This is a genomic window from Parabacteroides sp. AF48-14 (genome assembly GCF_003477465.1).
Classification (GTDB): Bacteria; Bacteroidota; Bacteroidia; order Bacteroidales; family Tannerellaceae; genus Parabacteroides; species Parabacteroides acidifaciens.
Genome location: NZ_QUDI01000015.1, coordinates 58948 through 72145, shown reverse-complemented (window position 1 = coordinate 72145; position 13198 = coordinate 58948). Strand labels below are relative to the sequence as shown.

14 protein-coding genes are annotated in these 13198 nt (G+C 45.1%); 12 read left to right on the top strand and 2 right to left on the bottom strand.

The window, feature by feature from the left end; translation table 11 throughout:
- Positions 1-131 precede the first annotated feature (131 nt).
- The 6 genes from DW083_RS09015 (at position 132) to DW083_RS08990 (ending at position 3911) form a co-directional block, all read left to right on the top strand.
- Positions 132-797, top strand: a complete 666-nt coding sequence (locus tag DW083_RS09015) for a DUF2975 domain-containing protein (protein WP_115498889.1) — start codon at positions 132-134, stop codon at positions 795-797.
- A 12-nt stretch (positions 798-809) separates the two neighbouring features.
- Positions 810-1451 carry a DUF2975 domain-containing protein gene (locus DW083_RS09010; RefSeq protein WP_122332141.1) on the top strand — a complete coding sequence of 214 codons (642 nt, stop codon included), beginning with the start codon at positions 810-812 and terminating at the stop codon, positions 1449-1451.
- Between the two features lie 11 nt (positions 1452-1462).
- Positions 1463-2263 (top strand): CPBP family intramembrane glutamic endopeptidase, encoded by an 801-nt coding sequence (locus DW083_RS09005; RefSeq protein ID WP_122332140.1) that lies wholly within the window; start codon positions 1463-1465, stop codon positions 2261-2263.
- A gap of 5 nt (positions 2264-2268) precedes the next feature.
- Positions 2269-3096, top strand: coding sequence for a CPBP family intramembrane glutamic endopeptidase (locus DW083_RS09000; RefSeq protein ID WP_122332139.1), 828 nt, complete (start codon positions 2269-2271; stop codon positions 3094-3096).
- A 3-nt stretch (positions 3097-3099) separates the two neighbouring features.
- Positions 3100-3312 carry a helix-turn-helix transcriptional regulator gene (locus DW083_RS08995; RefSeq protein ID WP_115498893.1) on the top strand — a complete coding sequence of 71 codons (213 nt, stop codon included), beginning with the start codon at positions 3100-3102 and terminating at the stop codon, positions 3310-3312.
- Positions 3313-3500: 188 nt separating this feature from the next.
- Positions 3501-3911, top strand: coding sequence for a DUF3836 domain-containing protein (locus DW083_RS08990; RefSeq protein WP_115498894.1), 411 nt, complete (start codon positions 3501-3503; stop codon positions 3909-3911).
- A gap of 88 nt (positions 3912-3999) precedes the next feature.
- Here the strand turns inward: DW083_RS08990 and DW083_RS08985 are convergent, their stop codons facing one another.
- Positions 4000-5364, bottom strand: a complete 1365-nt coding sequence (locus DW083_RS08985; RefSeq protein ID WP_122332138.1) for a TrpB-like pyridoxal phosphate-dependent enzyme — start codon at positions 5362-5364, stop codon at positions 4000-4002.
- A gap of 155 nt (positions 5365-5519) precedes the next feature.
- Between DW083_RS08985 and DW083_RS08980 the strand changes: the two genes are divergently transcribed.
- Both DW083_RS08980 and DW083_RS08975 read left to right on the top strand, forming a co-directional pair.
- On the top strand, positions 5520-6743 hold the full coding sequence (locus DW083_RS08980) for a DcaP family trimeric outer membrane transporter (RefSeq protein WP_122332137.1): 1224 nt from the start codon (positions 5520-5522) through the stop codon (positions 6741-6743).
- Entirely contained in the window at positions 6743-7615 is an 873-nt protein-coding gene (locus DW083_RS08975; protein ID WP_122332136.1) for a DMT family transporter, read from the top strand. The genes DW083_RS08980 and DW083_RS08975 overlap by 1 nt, the downstream gene beginning before the upstream one ends.
- Here DW083_RS08975 and DW083_RS08970 read toward each other — a convergent pair.
- Entirely contained in the window at positions 7593-9755 is a 2163-nt protein-coding gene (locus tag DW083_RS08970; protein WP_122332135.1) for an ATP-binding protein, read from the bottom strand. The two genes, DW083_RS08975 and DW083_RS08970, sit on opposite strands and share 23 nt — an antisense overlap.
- Before the next feature lie 351 nt (positions 9756-10106).
- Between DW083_RS08970 and rpoN the strand changes: the two genes are divergently transcribed.
- From rpoN to purE, 4 genes are read left to right on the top strand one after another with little or no spacing between them, the layout of a single operon-like run.
- Positions 10107-11576: an RNA polymerase factor sigma-54 gene (rpoN, locus tag DW083_RS08965; protein ID WP_122332160.1), complete on the top strand. Its 1470-nt coding sequence runs from the start codon at positions 10107-10109 to the stop codon at positions 11574-11576.
- Between the two features lie 12 nt (positions 11577-11588).
- Positions 11589-12209, top strand: a complete 621-nt coding sequence (locus tag DW083_RS08960) for a hypothetical protein (protein WP_115498900.1) — start codon at positions 11589-11591, stop codon at positions 12207-12209.
- Between the two features lie 16 nt (positions 12210-12225).
- On the top strand, positions 12226-12606 hold the full coding sequence (gcvH, locus tag DW083_RS08955; RefSeq protein WP_122332134.1) for a glycine cleavage system protein GcvH: 381 nt from the start codon (positions 12226-12228) through the stop codon (positions 12604-12606).
- A complete protein-coding gene (gene purE, locus DW083_RS08950) occupies positions 12603-13109 on the top strand; it encodes a 5-(carboxyamino)imidazole ribonucleotide mutase (RefSeq protein ID WP_115498902.1) in 507 nt (168 codons plus the stop codon). Before gcvH ends, purE begins: the two co-directional genes overlap by 4 nt.
- The last annotated feature ends 89 nt before the right edge of the window (positions 13110-13198 follow it).

The window sequence follows — 13198 nt, the reverse complement described above, 5'->3', positions numbered from 1 at the left end:
TCCCCGCGCTTGACGCGGGGCCGCAAAGGAACAGGCTTCATCATACGGTTCGTTCTGATGTGATCCTGCGTCAAGCGCGGGAACGAGGGACTTTTGGCACATCCTCTTCTAACAAGAAAAGGCTATAGGTTATGAAAAAGCAATTAAATCTGATCTGTGTATTGATATTTTTCTTTGTCGGGCTGTCTTTAGTGCCGACCATCTACTCAATGGGCAACGCTTTTGTGGATGGTTTCAAGGTTGGAATGTCGCAAGTGGAAGAGGCTCACAAGCAAGGAGCAACAAATATCACGACGGAAATAATGAGTCCGCTGGCTCTTAATTTATGGCCGAAGTCTTTGGCTGCCACTTCTGATAAGGTCTTTAATCAGAAGGATCAGGAGTGGTATCCGGCTTCGCATATCAAAACGTTGGTTTGGGCAAAAACCAAAGATACTGGGTTTACACAGTTCGGTAGTTTCCTTGTCTTGATCGGCCTGTTCTTTATCGTGAAAGCAATCACCCAGTTCTATAAACTGATCAATGCGATTAACCATGAAGTGATATTCGACTGGGTGAATGTACGCCGCTTGAACTGCATCGGCCGCAACCTGCTGATCTCCTTTGTGCTGACACAGGCTTATATGTTGATGAACTATTGGGCTGCCGCCCGCCTTTTCGAACTGGAAGGCTATGAGCATAATTTCTGGTGTGACTTCCAGTCAATGACGCTGATTATGGGATTGATCGCTTTGTTGGTAGGCCGTATTTTCGCAATCGGCCTGAAGATGAAGGAGGAACAGGAGTTGACAATTTAAAGGAGATGTGAAATGAAAAATAGTATTCGGTTGTTTTGCATCCTGTTAGGTGTCTGCTATATTTTGTCTATCGGCAATGGTTTTCTGGAATTTGCGGAAGGATGGTCGGAGGCTTCACATGATGTGATTGAGCAGAAAGATGGTGAGGAGATACATCGGGTGAATCTGGATCTGAAGCCGTTGGCTGGTAATATCTTTCTGGATACATTACAACTATCGTCCGGTGATAAGTACCCTTATCAGTTGAGTGCTGTTACCGTGGCGCATAAGACATCTGACACCTATCAGCTTGTTTCTGCACTTATGGGTTTTATCGGGACTCCGGTTATCTTGGGTTTAGGAGTTTGGGCTTTGTTGTCTTTTGCTTATTTTATCCGTGATGTACAGCGGCAGCAAATATTTATACGTCCGAATATCCGGAGGCTTCGTGTTATTTGTCTGGCACTGGTTCTGGTGGGTGTTTTGGAGAATTTGTTTTCCGGAATCGATCATTATTTCTTGCTGAAGCAGAGTGGAATTGCTTTTCCGGGTTATTCGGTAGCTGATTTCGCATTCAAATTCCGGACATTCTTTATTGCACTTTTATTCGGCCTTTTTGCCGAAATATTTGCTTTGGGAGTTAAATTGAAAGAAGAACAGGAATTAACGGTTTAGGAGGAAGAAATATGAAAACGATTATTAAGTTAGTACTGATTTATATAGGATTTCAATTTATTGGAGGATTGCTGGCTTTACCGGTGATGTTTTTCCTAGATAAAACCTATATGCTGGCGTTTGCGCTGATCTTGGCTTCTTTGATGATGATCTGGTATCTGTTTAAGAAGGACTATATACGCATGAACGAGTACACTTGGTCGATCCGGTCGGTTTCTGTGCTGTCGTGGATGGTTGCCTATGGACTGGGTGCTTATTTCCTTGCTACTTGGTTGAACGAGCAGGTTGATTTGCCGAATGTGATGGAAGACCAGTTTATGGACTTGAGCTTTAATCCCTTGGGCGTTTTAGGCATCGTTGTATTAGGACCGGTTGCAGAGGAATTGTTGTTTCGTGGAGCGATATTGGGGTTCTTGCTGAAAAAGCTATCCTGGCGAAATGCGGTTTTGACTTCTGCATTAATATTTGGCATTATCCATATGAACCCGGCTCAGATACTTTATGCTTTTCTCTTGGGGATGGCGTTAGGCCGTATTTATTACAAAACCGGTAGCCTGCTGATTTGTATGATTATCCATGTGATGTTGAATGGAATCAGCACTGCACTTACAATCTGTTATCCGGATGCTCAGAGTCTTGGGGAGATGTCAGGTGTTGCGCCGGAGGGATGGTTCCTGTTAGTGGGTGCGCTTTTGCTGATTGGAGGTTCATATTATCTGAATCGAATGCGGGAACTTCCCTTTTGGAAAGATCCTGTATTGGCGGAAGAAACAGCCTCTGTAGAGTCTATTAACGAAGAATCAAAAGAGTAAGAGATATGGACAGAATTGTAAAACTACTGCTTGCTCAGATCGGGTTTGTATTTCTTGGGATTCTCCTGGGTATTCCTTTCTTCTTTTTTATGGAGGAATCCCTTGCTATAACCTATATGGCTATATCGGGGCTGCTTTTGGGCTGTTTGTTTTTTATCTGGTATATACTGTCGAAGAAGTATGTTCATTTCGACTCTTTGACCTGGTCATTCCGTTCAATGAAAGTAATCCTGCTGACGGTTATACTGAATATCGTGTTTTTCTATTTTGCGAGTGGACTGGATGGCTTGGGTAATTTCCTGGGTTATAAAGATCTGGATAAGCATTTGAATATCTTGAGGGATATCAGTCTGAGTCCATTTGGACTTTGTGTCCTTATCTTAGTTAGTCCGGTTACCGAAGAATTGTTGCATAGGGGAGCCATACTTAGCTCGTTGCTCGAGAAAAAAGACTTGGCGCCTAAATATGCGATTATAATTTCAGCCTTGATATTCGGTGTTATTCACCCGGGACATAATATCTCTTTTTTCTTGTTCGGATTGCTTTGGGGATACCTTTATTACCGGTCCGGTAGTTTGGGGTTATGTGTTCTTTCGAATATGATTGTGACTGCTCTCTTGGCTTTGCTTGTAATTTATTACCCGGATAAACATTCTGTGTATGAAATGACAGGCGTAATGCCTTTTGCCGGGCTTCTCTCTCTAAGTGTAATAGTGTCTGCTGTCTGTATCTATTTCTTGAACCGAAGCTTGAAGGCTCCGGCTTGGCAAATCTCGGAAAAGACGGATGGTGAAATAGATAGTATCGTAACTAATGAAGAATCAAAGGAGTAAGATATGGCTATAATAGTGAATTTGGATGTGATGATGGCAAAACGGAAGATTGCTTTGGGCGATTTGGCTGATCGTATCGGCATAACTCCGGCAAATCTTTCGATTTTAAAGACGGGTAAAGCCAAAGCTATACGCTTTTCTACTCTTGAAGCAATCTGTAAGGAGCTCGACTGCCAACCGGCGGATATTCTCGAATTTAAGGAAGATGAATCCTGATTTAAGAAAGGAAATTCGTTCTTTCCTTACAATATGTAAGTTGATTTGTGATTGGAAAGCGGATAAAAGGTTGAATATTGTTAAATAAGCTGTATTTGCTGACAATATGTAAGTAAATTCTTGTTTGATTCCGGTTTGCTCTCTACCTTTGCACCGCAATTTGAAAGTAATCTTAAAGTAATAAATATATGAAAGCTTCAATTTTAAGTAAAAGCATTCTTGTTCTTGCAGTTATGTTTTTGTGTAATCTTGCAATGAGCGCAGCCTCTCCCAGAGAGTACATGTATGATACGAAGGAAGAGAATGGTAAAGTTATTTCAAAAGTCATTTTCTTAAATGATAATGGACTTTTGAGTAAGGAATTTAAATATGAGTTTTCTTATAACGAAAACGGCAAGGTGTCAGAGAAAACGGCATATCGCTGGAACGAGAGTAAGGAAACATGGGTCCCCTATTATCAGACAATTTATACATATAATGTAGAAACAGGGGAGATCAATACCACATATGGCATGTGGAATCAGAAAAAAAAGGATTTTAGCTTAAATGTCCAAAATCTTGTTGCCCCGGCAACAAGTTATAATGATATTTTTTCATAATACCTAAGTTAGAATATTTCATAGACACATCGTAAATGGCGCGAATAACAAAAGACGTGAGTCCCTGTTATTAGCGCCATTTTCATATTTATTTGATGATCTTTTCTATCTCCGAAAGATTTTTTTCTACATCTGCATCTGTAACCTCGTAGTTTGTCAGGTCACCTGCCAGATATTGGTCGTAAGCGGCCATATCGATCAGTCCGTGACCGGAGAGGTTGAACAGGATTGTACGCGGTTTACCTTCGAGTTTGGCTTGTTCGGCTTCGCGGATGGCTGCAGCAATAGCGTGTGATGATTCGGGAGCCGGGATGATACCTTCGCTCTGTGCAAATAGGGTGGCAGCCTGGAATGTTTCCAATTGCTGGATGTCGACTGCATCCATTAATCCGTCTTTTTTCAGTTGGCTGACGATAGAACCTGCACCGTGATAGCGCAGACCTCCTGCATGGATATTGGCCGGAGCAAAGTTGTGTCCCAACGTGAACATCGGAAGGAGCGGAGTATAGCCGGCTTCGTCACCGAAATCGTACTGGAATTGTCCGCGTGTCAGTTTCGGGCAAGATGCCGGTTCTGCTGCAACGATGCGGATATCTTTACCCTGTGTCAGTTTATGGCGCAGGAACGGGAATGCAATACCGGAGAAGTTTGAACCGCCACCGAAGCAAGCGATGACGACATCCGGATATTCCCCTGCCATTTCCATCTGCTTTTCAGCTTCCAGACCGATAACGGTCTGGTGGAGCATTACGTGGTTCAGTACGCTGCCCAATACATATTTACAGTTTGGTGTCTGCATAGCCAATTCGACTGCTTCGGAGATAGCTGTACCCAGACTTCCCTGATAGTTCGGATGTTTGGTAATGATGTCGCGTCCGGCGCGTGTACTCATACTCGGTGATGCGACTACTTCAGCCCCGAATGTTTGCATCATGGAACGGCGGTAAGGTTTTTGATTGTAGCTTACCTTAACCATATAAACCGCTAATTCCAAGCCGAAATGTTTGGCTGCCATAGCCATAGATGCTCCCCATTGTCCGGCACCCGTCTCGGTTGTGATATTCGTCACACCTTCCTTTTTACAGAAGTAGGCTTGCGGGATAGCTGAGTTCAACTTGTGTGAACCGACCGGGCTGACGCTTTCGTTTTTAAAATAGATATGGGCCGGCGTATCCAATGCCTTTTCCAGTCCGTAAGCACGAACCAGCGGAGTCGGACGCCAGATTTTATACATCTCGCGCACTTCTTCCGGGATTTCAATCCAAGGGTCTGTCTGGTTTACTTCCTGATGAACCAATTCTTTGGCAAACAGCGGATAGAGGTCTTCCGGATTCAGTGGTTCCTTTGTTTTAGGGTTTAACGGAGGAAGCGGTTTATTCTTCATATCTGCTACAATGTTGTACCAAGCAGTAGGAATATCTTTCTCCTGCAATAAAAATTTCTTACTTTCCATAATATTGTTATGTCGTTTACATTATTAATCCAAAATGGCCATTAAGGCTTACAACTTGGAAGCAAAGTAACAAATAATATTCCATTCTTCAAATGAAATACCGGAAAATATATATCTTTGCGGCCAACTCTGTAAACTGATAACAAACGACAAATATGAAAAAGCTGATATTACTGCTGGCAGGCATCTGTATGTTCTTTCCGGCAACAGCGCAGAAGAAAGATTTCACCTATAAGTTTTACGGTTTTGTCCGTGGTGACCTTTTCTATAACTCTCGGGCTAACATGGCTCCGATAGACGGAAACTTCTATTTGTTTCCATTGGATAAAAAGCCGGACCCTGACGGCAAGGACTTGAACGCCAGTCCTAACGGCAGTTTCTACACGTTTACTTCCCGGTTGGGTTTGGATATGACCGGTCCGAATGTGGGTATAGCCCGGACAAGCGCTAAGATTGAAGTTGACTTTGGCGGTTTTTCGTCCAGTAATACGATGCTACGCGTCCGCCAGGCCTATGTTGCTTTGGACTGGGATCGGAGCCAAGTGCTGATCGGACACACCTGGCATCCCCTTTTCGGAAGTGTTTTCCCTGATATGTTGAACCTTTCGACAGGCGCGCCTTTCCAGCCTTTCAACCGCAGTCCCCAATTGCGTTATCAATATAAAGCCGGCAAGGTGAAGCTGACGGCTTCCGCTATCTGGCAATTACAGTATCTTTCGAGTGGGCCGAACGGGATGAGTGAGGAATATATTAAGAACAGCTGCGTGCCCGAATTCTATGTCGGTGCGGATTATGCGTCCGGCAATGGTTGGCTGGCAGGTGCCGGCATTCATTTGATTTCGCTGAAACCACGCACTTCGGCTGTCTGGGATGAAAAGACTTATAAAGTGAATGAGCGCATGACAGCCCTTTCTTATGAAGCGCATGTCAAATATACCGGGCGGAATTATACTTTTGCAGCGAAGAGCCTGATGGCTTCCAGCCTGGACCACACTGCGCTGATCGGTGGTTACGGTATCAGCGCGATCAATCCGGACAACGGCGAGCAGGAATATACTCCTTACCGCCATTCTACTTCCTGGGTGAATTTCACCTATGGGACCAAGTGGAAAGGGCATTTCTTTGCCGGTTATACGAAGAATCTGGGAACGTCTGATGCGTTGGTTTCTCCTGCTAAATATGGTATGGGCTTGGATCTGGACCAGTTGCTTTCTACCAATATCGCATTTTCGTACAACTTGCCACATTGGCAGATCGGTCTTGAATATATGCCGTCGACAGCTTGGTATGGCGAAACGGATATGGCTTCCGGCAAAGTGGTGGATATACATTCGGTAACGAACCACCGCATTCTGGGGCTTGTGATGTATTATTTCTGATGAGGGACGCATTTATAAAACTGCACATTTCCATTCTTTTGGCAGGCTTTACCGGCCTGTTTGGAAAACTGGTCACGCTGAACGAGGGATTGCTCGTCTGGTACCGGATGCTTTTGGCTGCAGTTATGCTTTTCCTGATTCTTTGGGGGAGTGGGAAACTAAAACGGGTCCCTTTTCGTGAAGTATTGAAGATCGCCGGGACAGGCTTGCTGTTGGGACTTCACTGGGTGTTTTTCTATGGGAGCATCAAGGCAGCGAATGTCTCGATCGGTGTAGTCTGCTTCTCGCTGGTCGGTTTCTTTACTGCGTTGTTGGAACCGCTGATTATCAGAAGGCGTCTTTCGATTAAAGAGATATTGTTCAGCCTGGTGGCCGTATGCGGCATTGTTTTGATTTTCCAGTTCGATACACGTTATCGGACAGGGATTATTATCGGTGTGGTTTCGTCGGCATTGGCGGCTCTGTTTACTATTACGAATAAGAAAGTGGGTGCGCGCCATTCTTCCAGCATGATGTTACTTTACGAAATGATTGGCGGTTTTTTAGGGCTGACCTGTCTGTTGCCGTTTTATCTGCATTTCTTTCCGGTAGAGACGATCTTGCCGGGGATGATTAATTTCCTTTATCTGCTGCTGCTTGCGTTGGTTTGTACGATAGGGCTTTACCTGTTGCAGATACAGGTGTTGAAGCAGGTTTCCGCGTTTACTGTGAATCTGAGTTATAATCTGGAGCCTGTCTACAGCATTATCCTTGCCATGCTCTTTTTCGGGGAAGCGAAAGAGTTGAACTTCGCTTTTTATGCAGGGCTGGGGTTGATCCTTCTTTCCGTCCTGTTGCAAACATGGGAGGCTATCCGTTATAAGGCAGCGTAAACCAGAAACGCGATCCTTCTCCGAGTTTGGAGTCTACTCCGATTGTTCCGTTGAGTGTTTCGACAATGGTTTTGCAAATGGTGAGTCCTAAACCGGTACCTTGTTTGAATGAATCAACTTTTACAAAGCGTTCGAAGATCGTGCGCTGGTTTTGGGGGGAGATTCCGATGCCCGTATCGATTACTTCGACTAAGATGCGTCGTTCCATAATGCGGTAAGAAAGCGTAATGCGACCTTTTTCCGTAAACTTGGTTGCATTAGAAATCAGGTTTGAAATGACCTGCGTGATACGTTTGGGATCTGTATGAACGATAATATCCGGCAAGGAGTCGAAATCACAGATCAGTTCAACCCCGTCGGGCATTTTCAGTGAATGGACTTGATACTGTTCGTGACATATTTCCTTCAGGCTGGCATCGGTAAGCGAGTAATCCAGGATGCCCGACTCTATTTTCGAGAAGTCCAGAATATCGGTTATCAGCCGAAGCAGCAAATCGCTGTTTTTGTTGATTATCTTGACAAATTCTTCTTTTTCTTCCTTGTTTTCTGTCTCAGCCAAGATGCCGGAGAAGCCGATTATGGCGTTGAGCGGCGTCCGGATCTCATGGCTCATATTGGCAAGGAATGCTGATTTTAGTTTATCAGCTTCGCGTACTTTTTGTATTTCCAGTTCCGACTGCCGGGTTTCATATTCTGCATGATACAATTTCTCTTCCAACAGTTTCTCTTCGGTTATGTCGGTGACGTGGCAAACCATTTTGTTCAACCGCTTGCTTCCCTTTGTCTTGTAAGCTTGTGCATTGATACGTATCCAGATCGTTTCGTTCTCGATACTGGTTCGGCATATAAAGCTGCAATGATCCTGCACTCCGTTTATTACCTGGAACAATTGGTTGACATTATCGGTTTTCCGGACAATCTGTTGTACGTTTTCGATAGTCATGTGCTTGTTGTTTCTCAGGTAATTGAAGAGTTTATTGCTCTCTCCTGCCTCATTGAGTAAGGGGTCGATGAACAATTCTTTTTTCTCTATATCATATTCGGCAACCAGCGAATGGCCGGAGAGGAGAACCGCTTTAAGGGTTGCCAGGTTGTTTTGCATACGCTCCTCTTCCAGTCGTTTTTCCGTTTCGTCGGATATGATAAGCAAGTAGCCGATATGGCCGAATTCATGGTCGGTCAAACCGATCCCTTTTATCATCAGATATTTAACTTGATCGGTTAGAGATGATAAATAATATCCGGAATCTCGTACGGCATTGAAATCGTATGTGAACGAAAAACTGAACGCTTTCCTTTTTGATATCTGGTCGAGAGCTTTGGCTGGGATAGACGGATCCTTGAATAAATTCACTCCTATCAATTGGTCGCGGCTTGTACCGAAGGTTTTGCAATCAGCGTCGTTTACGTCGATCAGATAACCTTCCGAGTCGTACAATTCCACGCCGATCGGCAGATTATTGAAAAACTGCTGGAACTTCGTGCTTAGTTCGGAAATGCGTTTTCTCGACTCTTCAAGGTTATTGTTGGTCTGCCAGCGTTCGATGATAATGGAAAATATACTGGCCGTAAGATGCATATCCTCGACTTCTGCTATTGTCCAGAAACGATGTGCGCGCACGGAGTCGAAACCGATGAATCCCTGTACTTTATTATGAAAAGTCAGCGGTATGATCAGCATGGATTTTAATTGTTGTTCGGTCAGCAAAGCCTTGTCGGTGGCAGCTTCGGATGGCAGCATGGCTATATCGCCCAACACGATGTCATGCCCGCTTCTGACGGTTTCGATAATCCAGGGAATTGTATCGTAGGTCAGCTTGCTCTGGTCGTCTTTGGGGACTTTTACCCATTCGCTCATCGCTTCGCAAATAAAGTTGGCGGTCTGTCCGTCTTCTTCGAAAATAGCAACGTAGCCCCAATCCGCATTGAAGTAGTCCAACAATACGCGCATAGCTTTTTCGATCGGATCTTTCTCTTCATTAAAGAGGATAACCAAAACTTCGGAAATAATACGTTTGATGGTTGGCGTTTCAAAGGGTGTGCGAACCTTGGATCTATCCGGTTCATTATCCCTAACTTCCAGTAATTGTATTAATTCTTCCCGGGTCAACAGATCGTATGGCGATGTTTTGAGAGTCATATCAGAATCTTTAGCTAATCGCAAAAGTAGAAAATAGTTTTGATTTTTAAAGCTTTCGCCGATTATTATCTAATATTCCCTATGTGTGCGCTCTTATTTGAAGCGGAGGAAATCTGTTTTCGGCGGCGTCGTGTATATTCTTGACGCTGTCGTGTAAGTTTTCGGCGACGTCGAATATATTTTTGAGGACGTCGGGAATAGATTTCTATTGCTTCGGATTCACAATGGATGACGGTTTCCTTTTAGAACTATTATAATTAGAATAGCAGGCTCATTCCGGGTAAAAAGTTATATTTGCATGTTCTAACATTGGTCGGCCCGGTGGTCGACCTGCCATTATTGATTTTGATTATGTTGAAACAACAGTTACAGCAAAAGTTACAGCAAAAACTCTCTCCTCAGCAGATCCAGTTGATCCGGCTTCTGGAACTTCCGGCTATCGAGCTGGAGGAACGCGTGAAGCATGAATTGGAGGATAATCCGGCGTTGGAAGAAGGGAAGGAGATTACTGACGACTTTGACCGTACTGACGAAGGGGGTGATGAGTTGGCATCTAACGATATGGATGGAGGAACGGAGAGTGATACCGACCTCTCTTTAGGCGATTATATGAGTGAAGACGATATTCCCGATTACAAACTCCGCGAATTGAGCGAGCGTGTCGAACGGAAAGAAGACGTACCCTTTTCAGTCAGCGAGTCTCTCAATGAATATCTGCTCCAGCAGCTTGGCTTGCGCGATTTGCCGGAGAAACAGGTAAAGATCGGCGAATATATTATCGGAAACATAGACGACGACGGATATCTGCGCCGTGACCTGTCTGCCATTGCAGATGACCTGGTATTCCAGGCGGGACAGGATGTGACAGAAGAAGAGATCGGCGAAGTTCTGACCATTATACAGGATTTCGATCCGGCAGGCGTGGCCGCCCGCAACTTGCAGGAATGCCTTTTGCTGCAACTGGCCCGTCGCGAGAAAACGCCCGATACGGAATTGGCAATCCGTATGCTGACCGACTATTTTGAGGAGTTTACCCGTAAGCATTACGATAAGATTATCCGCGGATTGGATATAGACGAAGCTGCCTTGAAACGGGCCATTCACGAAATAACAACCCTCGATCCTAAACCTTGCGGCAGCTGGGGCGGTTCTATGGAGACAGCTTTGAGCCAGGTGATTCCCGACTTTGTGGTGGAAGCTGTCAACGGTGAATTGATCCTGAGCATGAATAACCGGGGGATTCCCGATATGCGCATCAGCCGCGAATATGCCGAGATGTTCCAGGATTATGCCGGCAACAAGGCAAACCAGACATCCAAGATGAAGGAAGCTGTCCAGTTCGTAAAGCAGAAGCTCGACTCCGCCCAATGGTTCATCGATGCCATCCGCCAACGCCAGGAAACCTTGCAGCGTACGATGGAGACAATCATTCTCCTGCAACGCGACTTCTTCCTGACCGGCGACGAGGCGACTTTGCGTCCGATGATCCTCAAAGATGTGGCGGAACGGGCCGGATATGATATTTCGACCATCTCGCGTGTGAGCAACAGTAAGTACGTGCAGACGAATTTTGGTATCTATCCGCTGAAATACTTCTTTTCCGAATCGATGCAGACCGACAGTGGCGAAGAAATATCCACCCGCGAGGTGAAAAAGATTATGAAAGAGCATATCGACGGCGAAGATAAGCGCAAGCCGCTTACCGACGAGGAACTGGCCTCCATCCTGAAGGAAAAAGGCTACATCATCGCCCGCCGTACGGTAGCCAAATACCGCGAACAATTGGGCATTCCGGTTGCACGGCTCAGAAAAGAAATATAAATTTGAAGCGTTATGAAGTTATTTGCAAATATCATATCCGGGATGTTTCATCCGTTGCTGATGGTGACGTATGGTGTCGTGCTGGCACTGTCTTTCACCTATCTGGCGATCTATCCACCGACAATGAAGCTGTTGCTGGCCGGCGGTGCTTTCCTTTCGACGGCAGTCATACCCGGAGCTTTCATCTTTCTGATGGTGAAAAACGGGGCGGCAGTCGATATGGAGCTGTCCGACCGCCACGAACGCGTGGTGCCTTACCTGATCTTTATCACTTCGATCATGGTCTGCGCCTTTTACATGTATAAGATGATGTTGCCGTTCTGGTTTATATCCTTACTTTTAGGGGCCTGCGTATCGTTGATATTGGCATTGCTGATTAACTTTTTCTGGAAGATCAGCGCCCATGCGATCGGTATCGGAGGCTTACTGGGCGGCATTATGGGAGTGGCGCGTATCCACCTGATAAATCCTTATTGGGCCTTTATTGTCGTGATCGTGATTGCCGGACTGGTCGGCACTTCGCGCATCTTTTTGAAAAGACATACGCCTATGCAGGTATATGCCGGGTTTTGTCTCGGATTTATATGTACCTTTGTTGCATCATTTTTAAGTTATATCTATTTATTCATCTAATAAAAACACTAAGATTATGAATTTTCCTGCAGATTTAAAGTACACAAAAGATCATGAATGGATCCGTGTAGAAGGCAATGTTGCTTATGTCGGTATTACTGATTATGCACAGGGCGAACTTGGCGAAATCGTTTTCGTCGATATTACAACAGAAGGAGAAACAGTTGAAAAAGAAGAAGTTTTCGGTACTATCGAGGCTGTGAAGACTGTATCCGACTTGTTTATGCCGGTTAGCGGTGAAGTGATCGAAGCAAACGCCGAGCTGGACGACAAACCCGAATTGGTGAATGAAGATGTTTATGGCAACGGATGGCTGATCAAGATATCTATCTCTGATCCTTCCGAACTGGACGAGCTGATGTCTGCTGCCGAATATGAACAACTGATCGCAAAATGACACCTGTAGTAAGCATTATCATGGGCAGTACTTCGGATCTGCCCGTAATGGAAAAAGCAGCCAAACTGCTCGACGAGATGGAAATCCCGTTCGAGATGCACGCCTTGTCTGCCCACCGTACACCTGCTGAAGTAGAGGCTTTTGCCAAAGGAGCCAAAGGACGCGGTATCAAAGTGATTATTGCAGCTGCCGGAATGGCTGCCCACCTGTGTGGTGTGATTGCATCTATGACGACTGTGCCCGTAATTGGTGTGCCTATCAATTCGACGCTGGACGGAATGGACGCTTTGTTGGCTATCGTACAGATGCCTCCGGGAATCCCAGTTGCCACTGTCGGTATCAACGGTGCCCTGAATGCCGGTATCCTGGCAGTCCAGATGCTTGCCGTTGGAGACGAACAGCTCGAAGGCAAGCTGGCCGCTTACAAGGAAAACTTGAAAAAGAAAATCGTGAAAGCCAACGAAGAGCTGGCGAAGGTTTCTTTTAAGTATAAAACTAATTAATTGACAATTGACAATTGGCAATTGACAATTGCGACAAGCGATATCTTAACGCTTTGCGTTTCTTGTCTCTTTCCAATTGTCAATTGTCC